Source organism: Rahnella victoriana (genome assembly GCF_021276285.1).
Taxonomy (GTDB): domain Bacteria; phylum Pseudomonadota; class Gammaproteobacteria; order Enterobacterales; family Enterobacteriaceae; genus Rahnella; species Rahnella victoriana.
The window spans coordinates 3311897-3335475 of the sequence record NZ_CP089919.1 but is presented as its reverse complement, the minus strand read 5'-3'; the positions used below and the strand labels follow the sequence as shown (position 1 = coordinate 3335475).

18 protein-coding genes are annotated in these 23579 nt (G+C 51.7%); 1 reads left to right on the top strand and 17 read right to left on the bottom strand.

What is annotated here, in order from left to right; all coding sequences use genetic code 11:
- Positions 1–144 precede the first annotated feature (144 nt).
- The 5 genes from ldtD to cmoM form a co-directional block, all read right to left on the bottom strand.
- The gene (gene ldtD, locus J9880_RS15350) at positions 145–1995 is read right to left on the bottom strand and encodes a L,D-transpeptidase (protein WP_119822228.1); all 1851 of its coding nucleotides are present in this window, start codon (positions 1993–1995) and stop codon (positions 145–147) included.
- Between the two features lie 362 nt (positions 1996–2357).
- Positions 2358–6806: a chromosome partition protein MukB gene (gene mukB / locus J9880_RS15345; RefSeq protein ID WP_232769562.1), complete on the bottom strand. Its 4449-nt coding sequence runs from the start codon at positions 6804–6806 to the stop codon at positions 2358–2360.
- The gene (mukE, locus tag J9880_RS15340; protein WP_095922601.1) at positions 6803–7534 is read right to left on the bottom strand and encodes a chromosome partition protein MukE; all 732 of its coding nucleotides are present in this window, start codon (positions 7532–7534) and stop codon (positions 6803–6805) included. The genes mukB and mukE overlap by 4 nt, the downstream gene beginning before the upstream one ends.
- Complete coding sequence (gene mukF / locus J9880_RS15335) at positions 7515–8837, bottom strand: chromosome partition protein MukF (protein ID WP_133823832.1); 1323 nt, start codon at positions 8835–8837, stop codon at positions 7515–7517. The genes mukE and mukF overlap by 20 nt, the downstream gene beginning before the upstream one ends.
- Positions 8834–9619 (bottom strand): tRNA uridine 5-oxyacetic acid(34) methyltransferase CmoM, encoded by a 786-nt coding sequence (gene cmoM / locus J9880_RS15330; RefSeq protein ID WP_232769561.1) that lies wholly within the window; start codon positions 9617–9619, stop codon positions 8834–8836. The genes mukF and cmoM overlap by 4 nt, the downstream gene beginning before the upstream one ends.
- 156 nt (positions 9620–9775) lie before the next feature.
- Here cmoM and elyC point away from each other — a divergent pair, with 156 nt between their 5' ends.
- On the top strand, positions 9776–10555 hold the full coding sequence (elyC, locus tag J9880_RS15325; RefSeq protein ID WP_232769560.1) for an envelope biogenesis factor ElyC: 780 nt from the start codon (positions 9776–9778) through the stop codon (positions 10553–10555).
- 1 nt (position 10556) lies between these two features.
- Here elyC and J9880_RS15320 read toward each other — a convergent pair whose 3' ends face one another.
- From J9880_RS15320 to cmk, 12 genes are all read right to left on the bottom strand, one after another.
- A complete protein-coding gene (locus tag J9880_RS15320; RefSeq protein ID WP_232769559.1) occupies positions 10557–11450 on the bottom strand; it encodes a YcbJ family phosphotransferase in 894 nt (297 codons plus the stop codon).
- A 178-nt stretch (positions 11451–11628) separates the two neighbouring features.
- Positions 11629–12387 (bottom strand): 3-deoxy-manno-octulosonate cytidylyltransferase, encoded by a 759-nt coding sequence (kdsB, locus tag J9880_RS15315; protein ID WP_095922606.1) that lies wholly within the window; start codon positions 12385–12387, stop codon positions 11629–11631.
- Positions 12384–12566 (bottom strand): Trm112 family protein, encoded by a 183-nt coding sequence (locus tag J9880_RS15310; RefSeq protein WP_056771818.1) that lies wholly within the window; start codon positions 12564–12566, stop codon positions 12384–12386. The genes kdsB and J9880_RS15310 overlap by 4 nt, the downstream gene beginning before the upstream one ends.
- Positions 12567–12948: 382 nt before the next feature.
- Positions 12949–14172, bottom strand: a complete 1224-nt coding sequence (locus tag J9880_RS15305) for a winged helix-turn-helix domain-containing protein (protein WP_232769558.1) — start codon at positions 14170–14172, stop codon at positions 12949–12951.
- A 96-nt stretch (positions 14173–14268) separates the two neighbouring features.
- Positions 14269–14481, bottom strand: a complete 213-nt coding sequence (locus J9880_RS15300) for a cold-shock protein (protein WP_095922608.1) — start codon at positions 14479–14481, stop codon at positions 14269–14271.
- A 260-nt stretch (positions 14482–14741) separates the two neighbouring features.
- Positions 14742–14951 (bottom strand): transcription antiterminator/RNA stability regulator CspE, encoded by a 210-nt coding sequence (gene cspE / locus J9880_RS15295; protein WP_013574839.1) that lies wholly within the window; start codon positions 14949–14951, stop codon positions 14742–14744.
- A gap of 350 nt (positions 14952–15301) precedes the next feature.
- Entirely contained in the window at positions 15302–16291 is a 990-nt protein-coding gene (lpxK, locus tag J9880_RS15290; protein ID WP_232769557.1) for a tetraacyldisaccharide 4'-kinase, read from the bottom strand.
- Positions 16288–18036: a lipid A ABC transporter ATP-binding protein/permease MsbA gene (gene msbA / locus J9880_RS15285; RefSeq protein WP_119822223.1), complete on the bottom strand. Its 1749-nt coding sequence runs from the start codon at positions 18034–18036 to the stop codon at positions 16288–16290. The genes lpxK and msbA overlap by 4 nt, the downstream gene beginning before the upstream one ends.
- Before the next feature lie 38 nt (positions 18037–18074).
- The gene (locus J9880_RS15280; protein WP_232769556.1) at positions 18075–20321 is read right to left on the bottom strand and encodes a ComEC family protein; all 2247 of its coding nucleotides are present in this window, start codon (positions 20319–20321) and stop codon (positions 18075–18077) included.
- A gap of 271 nt (positions 20322–20592) precedes the next feature.
- On the bottom strand, positions 20593–20877 hold the full coding sequence (gene ihfB, locus J9880_RS15275; protein WP_013574835.1) for an integration host factor subunit beta: 285 nt from the start codon (positions 20875–20877) through the stop codon (positions 20593–20595).
- A gap of 60 nt (positions 20878–20937) precedes the next feature.
- Positions 20938–22611, bottom strand: coding sequence for a 30S ribosomal protein S1 (rpsA, locus tag J9880_RS15270; protein WP_095925166.1), 1674 nt, complete (start codon positions 22609–22611; stop codon positions 20938–20940).
- Positions 22612–22767: 156 nt separating this feature from the next.
- A complete protein-coding gene (gene cmk / locus J9880_RS15265) occupies positions 22768–23466 on the bottom strand; it encodes a (d)CMP kinase (protein WP_095922612.1) in 699 nt (232 codons plus the stop codon).
- Positions 23467–23579: the final 113 nt, after the last annotated feature.

Here is a 23579-nt window from a genome sequence, read left to right as displayed (position 1 = left end):
AGGTCACAGAACGGACCGTTTCGAACCTTAACTGGCAAATTTCAGCGAGTCAAGGGACCCCGATATGCAAAACGAGCGTGCCAGTGGCTCACGCTCGTCATATGGCCAAATACTCTGACCGTTATCAGACTAGTTTTACTGCATTTATTGGAGCAAAATTTCTGCCTGAGGCAAAATTTGTGCACCCGATCTCACTGTCGCATCATAATTGTAAATATCTGTGCGGAACTGCGGCTTACCGTCATCCGCCACCCACGCTGTCAGATAAAACAGTTTTACCGGTATATGATGGCGTATCGCCACATAAGTGGTATTGCCGCCCTGTAAGGCAGACGAAATACGGGTGTCATTCCAGCCAGCATCCTGCAACAGCATATTGGCTAATTCCGATGCTTTATTTACCCTCACACACCCTGAACTCAGCGCGCGAATATCCTTGCTGAAAAGATTATGGTTCGGCGTGTCATGCAGGTAGATGGCATCAGAACTTGGCATATTGAATTTATAACGCCCGAGGGAATTATTCGCGCCCGGTGCCTGACGAATGCGATACGGGAAATGGCTCGGTGAAACCATCGCCCAGTCAATCATCGACGGGTCGATCACTTCGGCGTCATTGCTCCAGCCGGACAACACCTGATAACCATGTTGCTGGAAGTACGTCGGATTATTCATGGCCTTCGGCATAATATCTTCACGCACCAGCGTAGTCGGCACATTCCACGGCGGATTCACCACCACGTTATTGAGCGCACTGCTCATTAACGGCGTTTTGCGGCTCGGACGCCCGACAATCACACGCGAAGACAGCACTTCATTGCCATTGAGGTAATAAGTGAGCTGATAGTTCGGGATGTTCACCATGATACCGGTGTTTACATTGCCCGGCAGAATACGCAGACGCTGAATATTCAGCGCCAGCAAGGTGGCCCGCAATTGCGGAGACGCATTCAGCCACTGACGCGTACGCGCGCCGATAACTCCGTCATCCTCCAGCCCCTGCCATTTCTGGAAGCGTTTTACTGCGTCGACTAATTCAGGGGTGTACTGATTATTCGCCACTGCCACCGCAGGGGCTGGCGCAGGCGTTTCAGCATTCTGTACCGACGGCAGGACGTCCTGCACCGAGGTCGCAGACGGGCTGACGGCTGGCGTGGATTGCTGGGCTTTATCCGCCGTTTCATCGACAGATAAATCGTCATTGGCGGCACTACCCGGCGCATTTGGCGCGATCGTTTCGTCCGTCGGTTTTGGTGATTTGTTCTCTTCCGGTGAGGCGACCATCATGCCGGTGCGGGTGAGAATCTCCCGTAACGCAGGCACATCATCGCTGATTTGGTCCGGACGTAAACTGGCCGTTCCGCTCATGACCGGCCACGGACGGTTATCCGCCAGCATGGTTTTCAGCGCATCATGCATTTTGCTGTAATAAGGATGTTGTGGTGCCAGCGTCGATAAATAATGTGCGGTGGTGCCCTGACGCACAGCCAGCTGCCACTGATTCATCACCGTCAGTGAAGGCGTGGTCATTTTGTATGGCGTCGTGCTGTATAACCATTTCTCGCCATTGGCTTCCACGCTGCTGGTAAACTGCAAATAGCCCAGCATCGCATCCGACAACACCACATCGCGCGCCATGCCTTTTACTTCCGGATCTGTCAGCCATTTCACCCATTGCGTGAACTGAGGCTGGATGCCCGAAATCGCCAGCTCAGCTAACTGTTGCTGGAATATCTGCACGGTTTCCCGATCATTCCACATAGGTTGCATATGGTTCGCCGCATAAAGCGATGACAGGGACGACAGATACAGCGGCCGGATCCCTCGCGGCAGCAGTTCCGCCTGAAGCTGACTCATGCTCTGCACGCTGGACAGCGTGGTTTTCCCCAGCGGCATCGTAGGTACCGTCGCCCAGGCTGCAAACCATGGCGACAGGCCGCTCGCCAGCAGACAGCTGGCGACTAAAAACCTGAGAGACCTTTGATTCATCAACATCTTCCCTTGCCTCCCGATAAAGTGCCCAATTTAATCCGCAAAATTGAGCCAGCAGCTCTTGGATTAAGTATATAAAGAGATTTCTTTTTTTGCGTAGGAACTCAATGAAATAGAGTCCGCGTATAACGTAAAGACTCTAAGCCAGCGGCAAGCCGAAATAAAGCCTTCCGTTGAGTGTTTATGTGCTGTTTTTAGACATTCGGTTATAAATTACGCAACGCCTTCGCATTGTGTTGACCGTTATTTAAATCACCAGATATTTTTTATAGAAATATAAGCAAAATGAATGGAAGAAAAATAAAAAGCCCCGGCGTTTATGCCAGGGCTTTTGAATTTCAACCGTCTGATTTATCTGCAAACCATCAGGATACGTCAGCTTCCGTATCTGCCAGTACCGGCAGTTCCGGCGCAAAGCCACGTAACCCGACCACATGCACGTGTTCATTATTACCGAACACTTTACGCACCAGTTTATAGGTCGTGCCTTTTTCAGGGCTGATGTTTTCCGGCGCCGCGATAATCAGCTGCATCTCCAGACGATCGCAAAGCTCAAACAGCGTGGCGATCGATTTGGCATCCAGACGGGCTGCTTCATCGAGGAACAGCAGACGGCAAGGCGAAATGTCTTTGCCCCGCATGCGGCTCGATTCATCTTCCCAGCTCTGTACTACCATCACCAGAATCGACATACCGGTACCGATCGCTTCACCCGTTGACAGCGCGCCACTTTCTGCACGCAACCAGCCATCGGAACCGCGGTTAACTTCCACTTCCATTTCCAGATAGTTTCGGTAGTCCAGCAGTTCTTCACCGATGGTTTGCGGTGTGCGCTGTCCCATATCAATTTGCGGATTAAGACGCTGATACAGTTTCGCCAGTGCTTCCGAGAAGGTCAGGCGGTTGCTGCTGAACAAGTCCTGATGCTGTTCCTGCTGCTCAGAAAGCACATCCAGCAGACCGGCATGCGCTTCACGCACATTCACGTTCAGACGTACGCTTTTCACCTGACCAAACGCCACTGCCTGCAGGCCCTGGTTCAGCTGACGGATACGGTTCTGCTCGCGCTGAATGGTTTTACGGATGATATTCGCCACGCTCTTGGAACTGATCGCCAGTTGCTGTTCGCGGGCGGTCAGTTCTTCGGTCAGGCGTCCCAGCTCAATTTCCATCTGTTCGATAGCTTCAACCGGGTCATCGGTACGGATAATATCCTGACGGATACGCTCGCGCAGATGCTGATACACGGCGATGTAGAACTGAATTTTACGCTCAGGACGTTTCGGATCTTCCGACAAACGCAGCACGTCGCGCAGATGTTCGTTATCAGATACCGCCAGACGCAGCGCACCGAGGGATTTATCCGACATGGAACGCAGTTCGTCGCCATCCATGTAAGCCAGCTCGCGACGGTGCAGACGACGTTCAACGCCGTTGTCTTTCACCAGACGCATCACCGCACACCAGCCCGCTTTCGAGGTCACTACCTGTTCGCGGCTCTGATGGTAATCACGCTCAAGTTTGCGTAATTTCTTCTGCAGGTTATCCATTTCGGCTTCGCAGAAGGTGATTTGTTTTTCCAGCTGATTGCAGCGCGCACGGTTGGTGCTGAGCGCGGTATGCAATTCGTCACGACGGGTTTTGGCGCGGGCTTCCGCGTTCGGATCAGCCTGAACGCCGATATCCTGCAATTCCTGGCTTAGCTCTTTGAGCATATCGCGCTTGGCATCGAACGAGCTTTTCAGAGACGCCAGAACCTGACTGTATTGGGTCAGTTGTGTCTGATGCTGACGCATCTGTTCACGGGCGCGGGTACGTTCCGCTTCCGCATGTTCCAGGCGCTGGCGCAGTTTGTCATTCAGGTCGCTGTTTTCATTCAACATACCGGCAGAGTCGGTATAGCTGAAGTGAGCACGGCGCTGAACCACTTCGGTCAGCGCGAAGGCCTGTTGCTTCGCCAGACGTTGTGCATGCTGCGCCTGTGCGTAATCTTCTTTCAGTTGCTCATGCTGTTCCGGGTCGCTTTGCAGCACCGATACCAGCGGTTCCAGTTTGCTCAGTGAGACGCCGTGTTGCTGAATGAAACGGGCAGAATCCTGCGCCTCTTCCATTTCTTCGCGAATCTCTTCCACGCGGTCGATCAGCGTTTCGTCGCACAACAGACCCACACGCGGCTGCAATTTATTGAGCATGCCGATGGCTTCTTTCGCCTGCTCAAATTGCTGACGCTGCTGCTGATTCTGGCCTTCATGGGCATTCAGCGCGCGTTCAAGTTCGCCACGACGACCGCTCAGGGTACGGATATCCGCTTCAGGATCGGCGTCAAACGCGACGGCTAAATGGCTGCCGATAAAGCGGCTGAATGCCTGATGCGCACGCTGAATTTTCTGCACGTCAAACGACAGTGTCGCGTAACGCTCTGACAGGTTTTCGCGTTCTTTATGCAGGGTTTCCAGACGGTTTTCACGCGCCGCACGGCCAAACAAAGGCACCTGCGGGAAGTGCGAATAACGCCACTGGCGGTCACCTGTCTTGACCAGTACCGCGCCCTGCATTTCATCTACTTCAAACACATTGTCATCAAAGGACTGCGGATCCCCTTCGATGAGATAGAGATCTTCAGGACAATCGTCCAGTCCTTCCAGCTGATCGCGGATAAGCGACAGATCAGGGACCACAATCGCGTGACGCGATGGACCGTACAGCGCAGAGAAGTAAGGCGCATCGTCGATAGTGACGTCGTCGTAAATCTCAGACAGCAGTACACCACCGAAACGTTCGGCCAGGGCAATCATGCGGGAATCTTCCGCACCACTTGGCTGGCTGAGACGGGTGATCTGCCCTTCAATACGACGTTTACGCGCAGCCACTTCGTCGCGTTCAACCGTAGTTTCGCGTTCCGTTTCCAGCAACTGCTGCATGTATTCGGTGACCTGCTGGCTGCTTTCCAGCGGTTCCTTACTCTGCTCGCTCAGCTGGCTGAGGGCTTCCTGTGCAGCCAGCCAGACCGGCGCACGGGCGGTCAGTTCGCGAATGCGCGACTGAACCTGCTCAAGCTCCTGACGCATTTCCATGCGGCGTTCACCCGCCTGAGAAACGACACCCTGCAACTCTTCGATCTGCACTTCCAGCTCACGCTGCATGTCGTCCAGATCTTCCGGATGCACATCCTGCCCGGTGCGTTTGCAGAATTCCTGCAACTGACGTTCGGCATCCTGCTGTTCACGCAGGCGGCCTTCGAGTTCGGATAAACGCATGCGCAGCGGTTCGACGCGCTCCGCCTGATGTTGCTGAGAAGACCAGTCGCGCAGCAATTCACGCGCCGTCTGCCAGGCTTCACTGCGGCTCACTTCACCGGCGATTTTCACCACCAGCTGATACGCCGTCTCAAACTGACTGTGCGCGGCAGACGCCACACTCATTTTTTGTTCCAGCATCAGCAGGATTTCAGTCGCTTCCTGCTCTTTGCTCTGGAACGTTTCCAGCCATTCCTCACTGTTCTGAATACTCAGATCCGGGATCTGGCACAGATCACGTGCACGCTCGATGGCCTGCAACGCCTGCTGGTACTGGATGGCACGGGTCTGCTGCACATCGAGCGCCTGCTGATAATCTGCCAGCTGGCTTTTCAGCTCATCCACTTCCAGTTCAGCCGCTTCCGCGCGGGCTTCATGTTCGGCATGCAGTTCGCTGGCTTCGGCAACGACTTCGTTTTGTTCTTCCAGACGGTAGGTCAGCTCTTCGAGGTCGCCTTCATAGCGCTCAATTTTTTCCTGCTGACGCATCGCGGTCTGAACCAGACTCAGGTGGTCGCTGGCAGCCTGATAATCGGTTTCCAGATCACTTTGCGAACCGCTTTGCTCGGCCAGCTCACGCGCCATTTCAACATGACGGTATTGCTCACCGGACAACTGTTTGCGGCTCGACAGCAACTCATTACGCAACACCAGCGCACCATCCAGATGGATACGGCGTTCATTGGCGTGGCGCATGTAGTCGGCGGCCACGTAAGAGGTTGCTTCAGAAATCAGATGCTTGAACAAGTCACGGTCAGACTGGGTAACGCGTATCGCTTCGAGCGTCATACGGTTTTCACGCAGTGCCGCTTCCATATCCTGGAAAGCCTTACGCACACCGCTGTTTTCCGGCAACAGGTAATCGCGCAGGGAACGGGTGATGGCGCTGGAAATACCACCGTACAGTGACGCTTCAATCAGACGGTAGAATTTACTGCGATCAGACGCTGAACGCAGGCGGCGCGGGATCACACCCAGATCGAACATCAGCGCATGGTAATCGGTAATCGAGTTGAACTGCTTGAACTGCACGCCTTCCATTGCTTCAACGCGCTCTTTCAGTTCATGCAAAGGCAACACGCGCGCCTGACGTTCGCCAACGGTTTCCGTCAGCATTTCCGTCGGGTTCACTGCCACCGGCAAGCCCTGAATGGTGAACGGTTTGATGTCCACTTTACGGTCACGCCCGGCAACCTGTTGCAGACGAACACCAACCACAATGCGCTGATGACGGGAGTTCACCACGTCCAGAACCGAGTAACAGACACCGGCACGCAATTTACCGTGCAGGCCTTTATCACGTGAACCGGAGGTCGCGCCTGCTTCCGTGGTATTACGGAAATGCAGTAAGGTCAGATCGGGGATCAGCGCCGTCACAAAAGCGGCCATGGTGGTGGATTTACCCGCCCCGTTGCCGCCGGAAAGTGTGGTGACCAGTGAGTCGAGGTCAAAAGTACGGGCGAAGAACCCGTTCCAGTTCACCAGCGTCAGTGAGCGAAATTTACCGCGTTCAATCATTCCTGTTCATCCTCTGCGCCCTCATGCCCTTGCGGCCCTGCCAGCGGCTCGCCGTCTTCACTTTCATCGTTCAATGACAACGCACTGTCGACAGGCATCGCTTCGCCGTCGCGGATCATCCGCAACTGCGCTTCACGCGCGTCATCGCCACTGCGGACATCCGCACCAAAACGAAATACCGCTTCGGTAATACGGAATTTGCTGCTGTCGACGCCCATGAAATAGACCATACCCAGACGACGCAGACGGTTCAGCGACGTTCTGACTTTGTCCTGGAGTTTCTGACGATCCAAATCTGAACCGGTAGAACGCTGGTTGACGTATTTCAGCAATTTGCTTTCGTCTGCCAGGCTCAGTAATTCGTCGTACAATTCCTGCTGGGTAAAAATACCTTCATGCGCCAGACGTTCCGGGCTGAGATACAGATAGCAGAGAATTTTCCCGACCATCATGTCCAGCTCCGATAAGACGGAACGCGGGATAAGCGTGGTGGAACGCGGGCGAAGATAGAAGAAACCTTCCGGCGCCCGGATCAACTCCACGCTGTAGCGGCTGTAAAACAGTTCCATTTCTTCCTGATAATCCATCAGGAAAGCGTGGTTATCCAGTTCATCAATGCCGATATGACGGCCAGAACGCAGCTGGCTGTCGAGAGCAGGAAACACTGAGTTAGCCAGTGCCTGCGCCAGCTTAGCTGGCATTATGTGTTCAATATTTGTCGATGACATGGGCCTGCACCTTGGCTCCGTAATCATTGATTGCCTGCCATTCGGCATGCAACCCTGAAAAATCTGCTTCAGCCACACCGAGGCGTACCGCCTGGTCGACCACAATTCGCGCGACATCAAAATGTCGGGCACGCGGATACTGTTTGAGGTATTCGCGCATTACCATGCCCAGATTGAGCGGCGTTTTTTGTTGCTGATAGACCTGTAATGCCTGTTCAATCAATGCCGCAAGTTGTTCGCGGATTTCGTTAAATTCTTCAAATTCGAGATCAGGCGGAAGCTCGCCGGTCACTTCTTCGCTGCGCAAGGCCAGCTCTTCGTCACGCATATCCAGCAGACGATCGGCATTGGCAAACGTCAGGGTCCACGGCTGATCAAAATAGTTCTGCACCGACTGGCGTAAACGCTGGGCAAATACCCGGTTTTTATCCATGTCGATGGCAGTACGGATAAATTTATGTACATGCCGGTCATAGCCAATCCACAGGTCAATCGCCTGCTGGCCCCAGCTGGTAATACGGTCGAGTTTGTTCTGTAAATCAAAGACCAGCTTGTCAACAAAGCTCAGGTCCATCTCCACCATGGTGGCATCCTGAATACGCAACAGGTGCGCCTGCAAAAGGTCGCCCGCCGCTTCCAGCGTATCCTGCAATTCACGTAGCGTGCCCGACGTTTCGGACAGCAGGATTTCACAGCTGGAAATCGCCGCACGCCAGTCTTTATTGAGCAGCGCCGCGATATCATCTTTTACGCCCTGCTGCTGTTCGTCCATGATCCGCTGGGTCATGTCGATGCTGTCGAAAATTTCAGCCACAGAATATTTGAGAGGGGCGTACACATTGCGGTGCCAGTGGAAATCATCACCGCCTTCGTCGGCCGCATCCGCCGCTCGCTTGAGTTCCTGCGCCACGATCGACAGCTGCATAGACAAGCGCAACGTGGAGAATTCACGCTGACGGATATAATAATCTGAAATGCCGATCGCCAGAGGCGTCAGACGATAGATAGCATTGCCGTCGGCCAGCTCACTGACAAAACGGTTGAGCAAACGCTGACGCACCATGTCATTGATGGCGTTGTTGGCACGTACGGTGATGGTCTCATTGGTTTGCTCGAAACCCTTGCTGACGTGACGAAACGCATCGACCAGCTCACCCTCACTCATTTCCCCGTCAAGACGCTCGCTGTTTAACGTGGCAATCGCCAGAAGAAAAGCCAGCCGCTCCGTTGGCAGCGAAATTGAGAAATCATTTTTCCGTGCCCAGGCGACCAGTTCGGGTACAGTCTGGGAAAATTCACTCATAATTCGTCCTTCAGAATGGGTTTGTGCGCCATCACATGGATGTAACGTCCCAAACTAACAAAAGGTTCCTGACGGCAATAACGCTGTTCCAGCGCCAGAAGCTCATCAAAATCCTGTTTATGTTGTTGTCTGTTTCGCAAATAATCGTGGAACACTCTAACACCGGTTTTGCCGCTGATCTGCATCCCCAACTGTTCCAGCCACTGATAAACCTTTGCCGGTTCCAGCGGATGATCGGGTAACAGGGAGCTTTTTTTGATTTTAGGCACACCTGCCTCGACATGAGCAAAATTGCCGAGGATCATATGCCGCATGACCAGACCGTGGATATTGTAAAACATCAGCGATATTGCGCCACCGGGGGCCAGACAATCGACCAGCGCGGCCAGTGCCTGCTGAGGCTCGGCCAGCCATTCAATGACCGCATGGAACAATATCAGATCAACCGGCTGTTCCAAATGTTCGGCGATATGCTGAGCGGGACATTGTACAAATTGCATGTTGTCGCTCACACCTTTTTCCCGCGCGGCCGCTTCGGCGCGCCGGATCATCTCACCGGAGAGATCACACAACAAGACCTTATGTCCTAAAGCGGCCAGTTCACAGGCCATTTGCCCCTCACCGCCGCCCGCATCAAGAATACGCAGTGGCCGCTGTGGCAACGTCTGGAGCAAATCATGCAGATCCTGACCCAGCACCGCCTGACGGATACGTCCCTTGGTGGTGCCGTAGATATTGCGCGAAAATTTTTCGGCGATATCGTCGAAATTACGATCCTGCATGAAGTAAACCCTGTTTCTGAAAACAATTCGTCTGATGATGTCTCTGCGGCGATGCCGTGTGAAGTGCTATTTTGGCACAGGCTGGCTTAGAATAAATCATCCTGACTCGGATTCACGCCCGGATGTCGTTTTTTCACTCAAAAGGACCCGTTTTTGATGTTATTTATCCTAAAAAAGACACTCGGCGGGCTGTTATTACCTCTGCCTTTTATTTTGCTTATGATGGCGGTTGCGCTGGCGTTGTTGTGGATGACCCGCTGGCAAAAAACCGGAAAAGTGTTTTTTTCATTGAGTTGGCTGCTTCTGTTGCTGCTCAGCCTGCAACCGGTGGCTGATAAGCTGCTGCGCCCCATTGAATCGGTCTACCCCACTTACCAGACTCAGGGCCATACGCCGGTAAAATATGTCGTGGTGCTGGGTGGCGGTTACACCTATAACCCGGCCTGGGCACCGAGTTCTAATCTGATCAGCAACAGTCTTCCGCGCGTGACGGAAGGGATCCGTATTTATCGCGCAAATCCGGGCGCTAAAATGGTCTTTACCGGTGCGCAGGCCATGAGCAACCCGATGAGCAGTGCGGCAGTGGCGGGAAAGGTGGCAATCAGTTTAGGCGTGCCTGAGAGCGATATTATTTTGCTCGATAAACCGAAGGACACCCATCAGGAAGCCTTGCAGGTTAAAGCGATGATGGGAGAACAACCCTTTGCGCTGGTGACCTCCGCAAACCATCTGCCGCGCGCAATCATCTTCTTCCGCCAACTGGGCCTGAACCCGATTCCGGCACCGGCCAATCAGCTGGCAATAGATTCCCCGCTCAATCCGTGGGAAAAAGCCTTACCTCAGGCGTTGTTCCTCTCTCACAGTGAACGGGCATGGTATGAAACGCTGGGGCGGATATGGCAATGGATAACCCTTCCCGCGCCTGAAGTCAGATAACTCAGTTAAGCCACGGCAGCAACTGTTGCCGTGCAAAATCGAACTGCCTGCGGTCCAGTTTTCCGGTATGGATCATGTGGGCGACGGATTCCCACACCAGATATAACCAGCGGCGGGCAAGGAAGCTTTCTGAAACTGGTGCTTTTTGCAGATAGCTGAACAGCAGCTGCTCACTCATCCCTTTTTCCCACAGCCTGAAGAGGTCAAATTCGCGGGGAGCCCATAACACGGTGCCGGGATTGATCATCGCCAGCAGTTGATCACTGCGCGGATCTTTGAGCATGCCGCGTAATGACACATTACCGTGAACCAGCACCGGCGTATCGTCGAATCCCTCAAACAATGCCGGTATGCACGCCCGCGAGCGGAACAGAAGCGTGCGGTCCTCCGGTGTGAGTTCAGGAGCCTGGAGATTAGACAGCGTCGCCCACAGCACTTCGACGCGCTGCGGATACCAGTTTTCCCAGCGATTTTCCTGCGTGCTGTCGACCGAGCCAACGCATCCGTGGCTGTCAATCCGGTGCCATGCCAGCATCGCCTCAACGATCTGTTCCTGCAGGATTAGCCAGCGTTCAGGCGTTCTTGTCGGGGCTTCCACCGAAACACCGCGCAGGCGTTCGATCAGCAAAATTTCCTGATAGGGTTTCTGATGGGTCGTGACCATACCGTACACTGTCGGCACCCGCACCACGCCTTCCCGCGCCAGCATCGAGAGCTTATACGCCTCCTGCCCCGCAATCCCCTGACAGACAAAACTTTTCGCCAGCAAAGGCATGGCATAGCCCTGCTCATCATATAAAGAAAAAAGATGGGCATAAGGCTGCTCACTGACGCATTCAAGGCGGGAGAGACGTTCGCCTAATACAATACTGAGTTCGGCTTTTAGCTGTTCCATAACGTGTTCGCAGTGACGAAAAAGTAACGTTTATGATGAAAGCTTCAGCGAAGGATTACCCCGTTTCAGATCAAATAAAACCGGATAATTGGGGCAGAAAAAGGAAGGCATCGCGCAAAACAAAGAGACCACTAAAAATAAACGGAATGCCGGGACATTCCGTTCGGATGACGTTCAGTCAGGCACGTTTATGCCCCAGGATCGCGCGCACACGTTCCAAATCCTCTGGCGTATCAACGCCCACCGAAGGAATCGCTTTCGCGACATCAACATGGATTTTTTCACCGTACCACAGCACCCGGAGTTGTTCGAGCAGTTCGATATGCTCCAGCTTGCTCGGCTCCCACTTAACGTACTGGCGGATAAAACCTGCACGATAAGCGTAAATACCAATATGACGAAGGAAGGTATCGCCGATGGTATCTTTTGACACAGCGAAACGTTCACGTTCCCAGGGGATCGCCGCCCGGGAAAAGTACATGGCGTAGCCTCTGGCATCCCGCACCACTTTCACCGCGTTAGGGTTGAACGCTTCTTCTGCCGATTCAATCGGCACGGCCAGTGTTGCCATCCCGGCTTCGCTGTTTGCCAGGTTTTCTGCAACCTGACGGACAATCACCGGCGGGATCAAAGGCTCATCGCCCTGCACATTCACGATAATTTCGTCATCGGCGAACTGACACAATTCGATGACTTCCGCGAGGCGCTCAGTACCTGACTGGTGATCAGGCCGGGTCAGACAGACCTCGCCACCTGCGGCTTCCACCGCCTTCACGACATCAGGATGATCGGTTGCGACTATCACGCGTTTTGCACCGGATTCAAGAGCACGTTCCATGACATGCACAACCATCGGCTTGCCGTTGATGTCTGCCAGAGGTTTACCCGGCAGACGGCTCGAGCCATAGCGGGCAGGAATAATGGCGATAAAACTCATGGATGTGTCTCGTCAACAGAAAGCGGGCGTGCCTCGTTTTCTAATAAAACAGGGATCCCGTCACGGACCGGATAAGCCAGACTGTCAGCCTTACACACCAGTTCCTGCGACTCTTTATTAAAGTAAAGCTTCCCGTTACATACAGGGCACGCAACGATTTCAAGTAAACGATGATCCATAAATTCCTCCCGGAAGCGAATACGCCCATTTTCAGCATGGCGTGACGCAAAAAAGCATTGGAAACATAAGATAGCGGTTCCAGAGAATAGCATAACGCCCCGCCCGGGGTTAATCCTCACATCACTCTCTGAGAAGGGCCGCTTAAAGTTACAGCGATGTGAATAAAAAATTTCACTGAAGGGTGATTGCGTTGCAGATTGAGTGGGAGTACAATTTTTTTGTGATGAACATCACACTATCAACTTCAGACAAGAGCACGAAAAATGAAAACCATTAACAAAATCATCGCAATGTTCGCTAACTTCAGCCACTAATGCTGAGTCACACCTGCAATCATCGTGAAATAACGGCTGCCTGATGCAGCCGTTTTATTTTGCGGTATCAAAGCTGCCAGCCCGTACCCCACATCTTTCTCAGAGCCTCAGGCAACTGCCCGCTCATAACCTTCTCCGCACCCTGCCATTGCGCAAAACGACTTATCGCTCCCTGAATATCCCGCGCATGCCGTGATGTCACTGCCACACCCGGTTCAAGATGCAGGCTTTTGAGTTCCAGTATCTTTTCCTTACGATGCATTTTTGCATCCAGCCGGCCAATCAGTTCACCGCGTTGTAAAACCGGTAGCGTGAAATAGCCGTATTGCCGCTTTGCTTCCGGCGTATAACATTCGATGCGGTAATCAAAATTAAACAACGTTGAGGCACGCTTTCGGTCCCAGACGACGGGGTCAAAAGGAGAAAGCAGTGTGGTGACCGTAGAGCGGATCCCGGAATCAATGGCCTGTTGCAGTAAGGAGTACTGCCGGGAATGCACATAATAAACTCCGTCCAGACCGGATACCTCTACCGGCGTAATTTCGTCATCAGACAGCAACTGAGCGATCACGGCTTTGGTGTTGATCCGCTTGAGCCGGTAGTAATCCGCCAGCCACTCCGGTTTGAAAATACCCAGATATTGCGCAGACTGGCGCAGCATCTGGTATTCCGCAGCCGCCTGTTCTAAGGTCTGGCTGGCATCGTCCCAGCCGGGCATCACGCGTTCTGTCAGGTCATATACGCGGTGAAAACTTCGCCGCTCAGACACCATCAGTTTTCCTGCGGTGAACAGCGTTTCCAGATGCTTTTTATGCGGTTTCCAGTCCCACCAGCCGCTGTTAGATTTTTTTTCTGCACTGAAATCAGCGGAACGCACCGGACCGTTTTCTGCAATATGGCCAAGAAGCGCCTGAATATCTGTCTGATGTTCATCAAACCAGGCCTGAGAAAATTTCCATCCCATGCCCTGCGGATTTAACATCCGGTGGCGCAGCAGACCGTAATCCTCAGCAGGAATAAAACAGGCTTCATGCGCCCAGTATTCGAAAATATTGCCAGCGGACAGCGCATCTTCAAGCCACTGCGGCGGATAATTGCCGAGACGGCTGAACAACACCAGATAAGGACTGCGGGCGACGACGCTGATCGTATCGATTTGCAGTAATCCCATATCGCGGATGGCCTGTACGACATCAGATGCCACAGGTTTTCGGGTGACGGGCTTGAGAAGGTGTTGCGCAGATAAATGCAGGGTGCGGGCTGAAGCGAGAGATATAACCGGGTGAGACATATCGGTATCCGAGGCAGCTAATTAACTGTGGATACCGATAGCATATTTTTACCGGAGCGTAAAATTCAGCTCAACGGTGAACAACAAAAATCAGACTCAGAACGCAATCACATCAGCCGCTGAAGGGCCATGCGCAACACTGCGGTAAGTCGTGAATTCGACTTTCTGACCGGCACTCAGAGATTTATTACCCGTATTTGCAATGGAAGTGCGCTGAACATAAATTTCAGAAGAACCATCGAGCGGACAAATAAAACCATAGCCTTTAGCCTGATTGTACCATTTAACTAAACCCATTTTTAACATCATAATTTCTATCCTTTCTTTTGGGCATCCATGAACACACTTTTTTATTATTGTTCGGATGCGTTTGCCCATTTCTAAGTTATTTTTTTATAAAAAACCTCTAATGAGCGATTTTGTTTTAACGATTATTTTTACAAATTTCGCGACATTTTATTCACGTCGCTTTACCCTTTCAGGTATGAAAAACCCGCCATCCGGCGGGTTTTACTCTGCTGATATGATTAGCAATTAACGCTTACTCATATCATCACGTCAGCCTCTTCTCAGAGTGCAATAACGTTAGCAGCAGCAGGACCGCGCGGGCTATCCTGAATGGTGTATTCTACACGCTGACCTTCGGCCAGAGTTTTGAAACCATCGGTCGCGATTGCAGAGAAATGTACGAATACATCTTTACCGCCATCAGCTTGCTCAATAAAACCAAAACCTTTGCTTTCATTGAACCACTTAACCTGACCATTTTTCTTAGACATATTTAAAACCTTTTAACGAAATATAAAATCCTGCCATTCGGCAATGTGAGCCAATAGTTCAGACAATTACTTATGGGGAGGACTTAGAAGGTTCGTCTTGGAAGCGGAATCATCGGGAAAGAGATAACGTCTGGGAGGAACTGCTTTACTCTACACTCATACATAAATAGCGCTGCAACACAGGCTGCACGCATTTACTCATAAGCGCAGACCATTAGCAAGCCATGTTACTTCATTATTCCGCAAATAAATGTGAATCGTAAATATAATCCTTTAAAATCAGAGAGCTTCAGGATTTAAATTTACGTAAATTTTTATGAGAACCGCTCATTTCATGTGTTTTTTAGCATTCAGCGGGTCTTTTGCAAAATAAGGTCAGTTATTTTTTGCAGTAATTTTTCAGCCTGAACGCCCGAAATTTTTGCGTCGACCGGTAAATACCACCAGTCCGGTTGAGCAAAAGCACGGCATTTCACCGCATCTTTTTCCGTCATCAGCAGGGATTGAGCCCCCTGCAGAATACCGGAAAGTTGTTCTGGGGAGTATGGCTGATGATCTGAAAACGCGACTTCATGTTGCAGCGTCAGGCCGAGCTGTTTCAGCGTGGCAAAGAAACGAGGTGGATGCCCGATCCCGGCCATAGCCACCACATTTCGTAACGATGCGGCATCGCGCTGTTCACCCGTCCTCAGGTTTATCGCCTTGCCGGGTTGCAGGGTCATGGCCAGTTCACCTGCATGAGGAACGCCGCCATTGGTAATCACCGCATCGACGGAACGTAAACGGGACTCCCGTTCACGCATCGGGCCAGCGGGTAGCCAGTGACCATTACCAAAACGGCGAATACCGTCGACGACCACAATTTCTATATCACGGCTGAGGGCGTAATGCTGCAAGCCATCATCAGTGATAATTACATCCAGTTCGTGAGCCGCGAGCAGTGCCTTTACCGCGTCTGAACGCACGGGAGAGACCGCAACCGGTGCGGCCGTTCTCTGAAATATCAGCACAGGCTCGTCACCCGCCTGCGTGGTTGGCGTCGCCTCCGTCAGTAATAACGGATAGTGCTCAGCCTTACCACCATAACCGCGTGAAACCACGCCAACCCGAAAACCATGCTGCTGAAGTGTTTCAACCAGCCAGATCACCACCGGCGTTTTACCATTACCCCCGGCAGTCAGATTTCCGACCACCACGACGGGCACTGAAGCCCGCCAGCTTTTTTTAAGCCCCGCTTTGTAGCTGTAACGGATCACAGACGAGACTAACCCGTACAGCCACGAAAGAGGCAGGAGTAACAGATAAAGCGGTGACTTACCTGACCAGATGCGCTCAATCATTGGCCAAACTGCATCCGGTATAGCTGCGAGTAAACACCACGCTCTTCAAGCAAATCAGCATGTGAACCACGTTCAACGACACGACCATCTTCTATAACCAGAATTTCATCGGCTTTTTCGATGGTCGACAAGCGGTGCGCAATCACCAACGAGGTACGGTTTTTCTGCAATTCATCCAGCGCGGCCTGAATGGCACGCTCAGATTCGGTATCAAGTGCAGAGGTCGCTTCATCAAGGATCAGGACCGGCGAATCACGCAGTAAGGCACGAGCAATCGCAATACGCTGACGCTGACCGCCTGAAAGCAGTACGCCGTTCTCACCAATAACCGTATCCAGTCCTTTATCCATCTTGCTGATAAAGTCCATGGCGTAAGCCATAGTCGCTGCTTTTTCGATCTCTTCGCGGGAGTATATATCGGTACGCGCATAAGCGATGTTGTTGGCAATGGTGTCGTTGAACAGGTGAACGTTTTGAGAAACCAGCGCCACCTGATTACGCAGTGATGACAGCGTGTATTCACGCAGATCATGACCATCCATCAGAATAGAGCCTTCCTGGATGTCATAGAAACGCGTCAGCAGGTTCGCAATGGTCGATTTTCCTGAGCCGGAACGACCGACCAGGGCCACCGTTTTGCCTTCTGGCAGGCTGAAGGAAATATCGCGCAGAGCCGGAATATCACGCCCGGGATAAGTGAAGGTCACATTTTTGAACTCGACATCCCCTTTCACGCGTTTGACTTCCAGTTTCCCTTCGTCTTTTTCCTGTTCCATATCCAGAATGGAGAACAGTGTCTGGCAAGCTGCCATCCCGCGCTGGAACTGGGAGTTGACGTTAGTCAGGGATTTCAGCGGACGCATCAGGGCAATCATCGATGAGAACACCACGGTGATGGTACCCGCGCTGAGCGTTTCCATGACGGACGGGAAGCTCGCTGCATACAATACGAATGCCAGCGCCAGAGAGGCAATAAGCTGAATGATCGGGTCTGAAATTGAAGAAGCCGAAACCATACGCATACCTTGCTGGCGCATGCGGTTACTGACTTTATCAAAACGCGCGGTTTCCACTTTCTGACCGCCGAAGATCAGTACTTCTTTATGACCTTTCAGCATCTGCTCGGCGCTGGTGGTAACCTGCCCCATGGTGTTTTGCATTGTCTTACTGATGTTACGGAAGCGTTTTGACACGACACGGATAACAACAGACACAATTGGCGCAATCACAATCAGGATCACCGAAAGCTGCCAGCTGTAATAGAACATCATGACAAACAGACCGATGATGGACGCACCTTCACGCACTACCGTCACCAGCGCGCTGGAAGACGAAGACGCCACCTGCTCTGAATCATAGGTGATACGGGAAAGTAAGGTACCGGTAGACTGCTGATCAAAAAATGCGACAGGCATTCTCATCATGTGACCAAACAGGCGACGACGCATATGCATCACCACTTTGCCCGAAACCCACGAAATACAGTAACTGGATATATAGCCACTGACACCACGTACGATCATCAGACCGATAACGACCAGAGGCATCCACAGTAAAATTGAGCGGTCAGCTTTACCAAAACCATCATCCAGCAACGGTTTCAGCAAAGACAGCATGAAAGTGTCACTGGCGGCGTTAGCGACCAGCGCGATTGCCGCAGCGATCAGCCCGGCTTTAAAAGGTGTGATCATCGGCCACAGGCGACGGAATGTCTGCCACGTAGAGAGATCTTTATCGTTCATCATGCAATATCAACCAGCATCGAAAGAAATAGCGGTCTATTCTACTCATTATCTTCCGATACTCCAAACCGGTGGTGATACCAGCGGGGGATTAATTGCTCGCGTAAGCCTTTAATTGTCCAATAATCGTCATAAATGAAGAGACTAAGCTGACCCGAACGGGACGTTGAACGCCAGTCATAGCGTGCTTTGTTGTATCTGCTAACAACTTTATCAGCCGGAAGACGCCATTTATTAAAGCGGGATGCGGAAGCCAGTGCGATAACCGGCTTAACGGCGCGCAGAAAAGGCGGCGTTGACGAGGTATTACTGCCGTGATGAGGAACCTGAAGCACCGTGGCCTGTAGCTCACTCCGCCATTTCCTGACTAATGCTTTTTCGGTTTCAGCCTCAATATCACCGGTCAGAAGCAAACTGAATGTTCCGTCATCAATGCGGATCACGCAGCTGTCATTATTTCCGACATCCGCTGACATCTTCTCTGGCCATAAGACTTTGAAAGCCAGCCCCTGCCAGTGCCATTGCTCACCCGCCTTACATTTCAGATGATGCTGACCGGACAACGCACTTTCACGTACACTGGCGGCAGGGAACCGGTTTTGTAACAGAGGCAATCCGCCACGATGATCCATATCATCATGACTGATAATGATCAGTTCTGGCTGAATATTCTTCCAGTTCAGGAAAGGGATGATATTTTGCTCAGCGGCGGAACTCCCTTCCCAGCGGTTGCCGGTATCGTAAAGGATCCCCCTGCCGTTTTTACTGATAAGAACAGACAAACCGTGGCCGACATCAATCATATCCACCCGCCAGCGCTCTTCCGGGTTCCTGTTCAGCCAGACGAATGAGATCGCAAAGATCGACAGCAGGAGTGAAACGCAATATCTCCACGGGCAAATCCGCCAGCACAGAAGCATTATCCACCCTGTCAGGCTTGCGACCAGAAATGATTCGCCTAGCGGGATCCAGCCATCCGGTAATGCTTTGACTCCCCACAGCGCCAGCCTTAACGTCGCGTCCGCCAGTTGCCAGAGCAGTGTTTGCGCATTATCCATTAGCACGGATGGCATCAGGTTCATCAGTAAGGCCAGCAATACCAGCGGAACGGTGACCAGCGAAACTACCGGTACTGCCCACATATTTGCCGGAAAGGAAAAAAGGTTTATGCCATGAAAGATCCACACCTGTAAGGGTAACAGGAGAAGTGTCATCCCCAGTTGCAGATGCGCCCAGCGTAACAGCGCCCAATATCTTGCTTGCTGAAACATGGCAGGAAGCGGTGCCCACTGGAACCAGAAAATCAGTGTTCCCACCGCGAAGCATGACAACCAGAAGCTGTCGGATAATAAATTCATCGGGTCAGCGAGAAGAAGAACAGAAACCACCCAAAGCCATATCTGCCACGGATGACAACGGATACGGAAAAGGCGCAATAAAATCCACAAGGATACTGCTAACGCTGCACGTATGGCGGGTGCGTTGCCCCCTGAAAGCCAGGTGTAAACCAGTAAAAATACCGCGCTTACCCATAGCGGAAAACGATAATCGATTAACTTTACCGGCATAAAATATTGTATTCCGCGTGCCAGCCACCATCCGAACAGCGCCGCAATGCCAATATGTAAGCCTGAGATCGCCACCAGATGTGCGATGCCTGAGTGCTGCAACAGCAACTTATCCGCATCCCGGATTAATCCTTTTTCGCCAAACGCCAGTGCGACCAGAATGGCCGTATTTTCCATTGGCGGCATTTTAAGCTGCACTCGTTGAATAAACTGCTGGCGAAGCGAACTTTGCGCCGACAACCTCTGACTACGACGAACAGTGGCTGTCAGCGGGGCATGCTGAGCCAGCGCCCAGCGCTGGGCATCAAATCCGCCTTCATTCAGCAAGCTGTGAACAGGCCGCAAACTAACGGTCATATCCCAGCGCTGACCGGCCAAAAGTGCTTCTCCTCCCGCGTCCCATTTCGTACGGAACATGACCGGTGGAAATACCCTTTTGCCATCCACTTTTTCAATTTTTAAGAACACTGACGACGTACGGGTGTTTCCGAGATGAGTACTCTCTGCCACCGCAATAACATGGCGCGGGGTACCCTGAAGTGCTGAGATCTGGCGCAGTTGAACGCTGCCCTGAACTGCGGCCCAGCTGAAACTCAGCAGGCAGATAGCCAGCAAGCTGAACAGTTTGTGATGACATCTGAAGCAATACCCGGCAGCAATACACAGCATGATCATCTGAAGAGAGGAAGGAAGTTGCGGGAGAACGAGCAGTGGCATCATGCCGGCTATCACAGCTAAAGAAGCCTCATCCAGTGAGATTTTGATGTTTTACTCCTTTCACATTTATCGGACATATGTTCGTGGCGGAGTATGATTTTCACGCAAGGCAGGGGCAAGCAGGAGAGCAAAATGCTGCGAGACATTACGCAAACTTTTTGTTTTCAGAACAGAAGTGGGGGGAACTCTTAGATTATGAGGCAAAAAAAAACGGCACCCAATGGGTACCGTTTTACGTTCGCTATAGGCAGACATTTACGTTCAGGCGAAAACCTTAACCGTAAATATTCGCGCGATCGCGCAGCTCTTTACCTGGCTTAAAGTGAGGAACGTACTTGCCGTCCAGCTCAACTTTATCGCCCGTTTTAGGGTTGCGCCCAACACGCGGAGCACGGTAGTGAAGAGAAAAACTGCCAAACCCACGGATTTCGATGCGTTCACCATCAGCCAAGGTTGCAGCCATATGCTCAAGCATCTCTTTCACTGCATCCTCAACAGCTTTCGCCGGGATATGAGAGTGCTGGCCAGCAAGTCTTTCAATAAGTTCAGACTTGGTCATAGTACCTCCAAGCTTTGCAGCTAAACTACCGTTTCGGGGCAACAGAGTCGCCCCCCGTCATTACTCGCCTTTTGCCGCTTTGAACGCTTCAGCCATAGCGTTAGAGAAGTTGCTTTCGTCTGGTTTGTTGTTAACAACAGCGATTGCATCTTTCTCGTCTGCTTCATCCTTAGCACGGACGGACAGGCTTACTACGCGGTTCTTACGATCAACACCGGTGAATTTAGCTTCAACTTCATCACCAACGCTCAGAACCAGAGTTGCGTCTTCAATACGGTCGCGAGAAGCTTCTGAAGCGCGCAGGTAACCTTCTACGCCACCAGCTAATTCAACTGTAGCACCTTTGGCGTCAACTGCTGTGACTTTACCAGTAACAATAGTACCTTTCTTGTTAACAGACAGGTAGTTATTGAATGGATCTTCAGCCAGTTGCTTCACGCCCAGGGAGATACGTTCACGTTCTGCGTCAACTTGCAGAACCACAGCTGCGATTTCGTCGCCTTTTTTGTATTCACGTACTGCTTCTTCGCCTGCAACGTTCCAGGAGATGTCAGACAGGTGAACCAGGCCGTCGATGCCGCCGTCCAGACCAATGAAGATACCGAAGTCAGTGATTGACTTGATTTTACCTTCAACACGGTCGTTCTTGTTGTGGGTTTCTGCGAATTGCTGCCATGGGTTGTTTTTGCATTGTTTCAGGCCCAGGGAGATACGACGACGTTCTTCGTCGATATCCAGAACCATAACTTCAACAACATCGCCCACGTTAACAACTTTAGATGGGTGGATGTTTTTGTTAGTCCAATCCATTTCAGAAACGTGAACCAGACCTTCAACGCCTTCTTCGATTTCTACGAAGCAGCCGTAATCAGTCAGGTTGGTAACGCGACCCGTCAGTTTAGTACCTTCTGGGTAACGTTTAGCGATAGCGACCCAAGGATCTTCGCCCAGTTGTTTCAGACCCAGTGACACACGGGTACGCTCGCGGTCAAATTTAAGGACTTTAACAGTGATTTCATCGCCAACATTAACGATTTCGCTTGGGTGTTTAACACGTTTCCAAGCCATGTCAGTGATGTGCAGCAGGCCGTCAACGCCGCCCAGATCAACGAATGCACCGTAGTCAGTGAGGTTCTTAACGATACCTTTAACTTCCATGCCTTCCTGCAGGTTTTCCAGCAGTTGATCGCGCTCTGCGCTGTTCTCAGACTCAATTACTGCACGACGGGAAACAACAACGTTGTTGCGTTTCTGGTCCAGTTTGATGACTTTGAACTCAAGATCTTTGCCTTCGAGATGCAGCGTGTCGCGAACAGGACGAACGTCTACCAGTGAACCTGGCAGGAACGCACGGATACCGTTCAGCTCAACAGTGAAACCGCCTTTCACTTTACCGTTGATAACACCGGTAACAGTTGCAGATTCTTCGTAAGCTTTTTCCAGCGTGATCCAAGCTTCATGACGTTTAGCTTTTTCACGGGACAGCAGAGTTTCACCGAAGCCGTCTTCAACAGCGTCCAGCGCAACATCAACTTCGTCGCCAACCTGGATTTCCAGTTCGCCCTGTGCGTTTTTGAATTGTTCTGCCGGGATTGCAGACTCAGATTTCAGACCGGCGTCAACCAGTACGATATCTTTGTCGATAGACACAACAACACCACGAACGATGGAACCAGGACGGGTTTCGATTGTTTTTAAGGATTCTTCAAAGAGTTGAGCAAAAGATTCAGTCATGTTGATAATCTTTAGGTTCTTAAGTTTAACGTCCATCTGGCTTCCTGCTGGATGGGGTTGTTTCAAATGCCCCGCTACAGATCCTTGCGGCGAGGTTAAAAAAAACTATAGCCAAAACTGGCACTGAATATTCTTCAGCACCAGATTACGGCTCGATTACCGGGTTTGTTTTTGCGGTAATCCTAGAATTTCTGTGGCATATGCCAGCGCTTTTTCGATGACTTCGTCGATGGACATGCTGGTTGAATCCAGCAATAACGCATCGGAAGCAGCCACTAAAGGCGCGATAGCCCTGTTACGATCACGGTCATCACGTTCTTTGATCTCGGCTAAAAGCCGTTCAAAGTTAACACTAAAGCCTTTTTCCTGCAACTGTAGCATTCTTCTGTTTGCACGTTCTTCTGAACTCGCATCAAGAAATATCTTCACAGGCGCATCAGGGAAAACAACCGTGCCCATATCGCGGCCATCTGCAATCAGGCCCGGGGCATCGCGGAATGCGCGCTGACGGCGCAGCAATGCCTCACGGACACGCGGGAATGCCGCCGCCTGTGAAGCCGTATTGCCTACCGTTTCGGTGCGGATTTCATTGGTGACATCCTCACCTTCCAAAATAACCTGTAACTGCCCATCCTGAGCAACAAAACGAACGTCGAGATGTGCGGCAAGCGGAACTAACGCCTCTTCTGAGACAATATCAACCTGGTGATGCAGCGCTGCCAGGGCTAACACGCGGTAAATGGCACCGGAATCCAGCAAGTGCCAGTTAAAGGCTTCGGCCAGCGCTTTACACAACGTACCTTTACCTGCACCACTTGGCCCATCAACGGTGATTACCGGGGTTAAAGCCGTCATTTTTGTCTCCTTTCGGTGGGGTATACCCGCTTCACTCGCCATAGAGGGCTCATTCAGGAGCGGCATTATACGCTGCCTTTAAGTCAACTGTTACCCCCCATTTTTCAGTTGCC

What these genes read in the sequence shown, in the direction of transcription:
- ldtD (WP_119822228.1), bottom strand. Translation starts at nt 1,995, where the DNA reads ATGTTGATGAATCAAAGGTCTCTCAGGTTTTTAGTCGCCAGCTGTCTG.
- mukB (WP_232769562.1), bottom strand. Translation starts at nt 6,806, where the DNA reads ATGATTGAACGCGGTAAATTTCGCTCACTGACGCTGGTGAACTGGAAC.
- mukE (WP_095922601.1), bottom strand. Translation starts at nt 7,534, where the DNA reads ATGTCATCGACAAATATTGAACACATAATGCCAGCTAAGCTGGCGCAG.
- mukF (WP_133823832.1), bottom strand. Translation starts at nt 8,837, where the DNA reads ATGAGTGAATTTTCCCAGACTGTACCCGAACTGGTCGCCTGGGCACGG.
- cmoM (WP_232769561.1), bottom strand. Translation starts at nt 9,619, where the DNA reads ATGCAGGATCGTAATTTCGACGATATCGCCGAAAAATTTTCGCGCAAT.
- elyC (WP_232769560.1), top strand. Translation starts at nt 9,776, where the DNA reads ATGTTATTTATCCTAAAAAAGACACTCGGCGGGCTGTTATTACCTCTG.
- J9880_RS15320 (WP_232769559.1), bottom strand. Translation starts at nt 11,450, where the DNA reads ATGGAACAGCTAAAAGCCGAACTCAGTATTGTATTAGGCGAACGTCTC.
- kdsB (WP_095922606.1), bottom strand. Translation starts at nt 12,387, where the DNA reads ATGAGTTTTATCGCCATTATTCCTGCCCGCTATGGCTCGAGCCGTCTG.
- J9880_RS15310 (WP_056771818.1), bottom strand. Translation starts at nt 12,566, where the DNA reads ATGGATCATCGTTTACTTGAAATCGTTGCGTGCCCTGTATGTAACGGG.
- J9880_RS15305 (WP_232769558.1), bottom strand. Translation starts at nt 14,172, where the DNA reads ATGTCTCACCCGGTTATATCTCTCGCTTCAGCCCGCACCCTGCATTTA.
- J9880_RS15300 (WP_095922608.1), bottom strand. Translation starts at nt 14,481, where the DNA reads ATGATGTTAAAAATGGGTTTAGTTAAATGGTACAATCAGGCTAAAGGC.
- cspE (WP_013574839.1), bottom strand. Translation starts at nt 14,951, where the DNA reads ATGTCTAAGAAAAATGGTCAGGTTAAGTGGTTCAATGAAAGCAAAGGT.
- lpxK (WP_232769557.1), bottom strand. Translation starts at nt 16,291, where the DNA reads ATGATTGAGCGCATCTGGTCAGGTAAGTCACCGCTTTATCTGTTACTC.
- msbA (WP_119822223.1), bottom strand. Translation starts at nt 18,036, where the DNA reads ATGATGAACGATAAAGATCTCTCTACGTGGCAGACATTCCGTCGCCTG.
- J9880_RS15280 (WP_232769556.1), bottom strand. Translation starts at nt 20,321, where the DNA reads ATGATGCCACTGCTCGTTCTCCCGCAACTTCCTTCCTCTCTTCAGATG.
- ihfB (WP_013574835.1), bottom strand. Translation starts at nt 20,877, where the DNA reads ATGACCAAGTCTGAACTTATTGAAAGACTTGCTGGCCAGCACTCTCAT.
- rpsA (WP_095925166.1), bottom strand. Translation starts at nt 22,611, where the DNA reads ATGACTGAATCTTTTGCTCAACTCTTTGAAGAATCCTTAAAAACAATC.
- cmk (WP_095922612.1), bottom strand. Translation starts at nt 23,466, where the DNA reads ATGACGGCTTTAACCCCGGTAATCACCGTTGATGGGCCAAGTGGTGCA.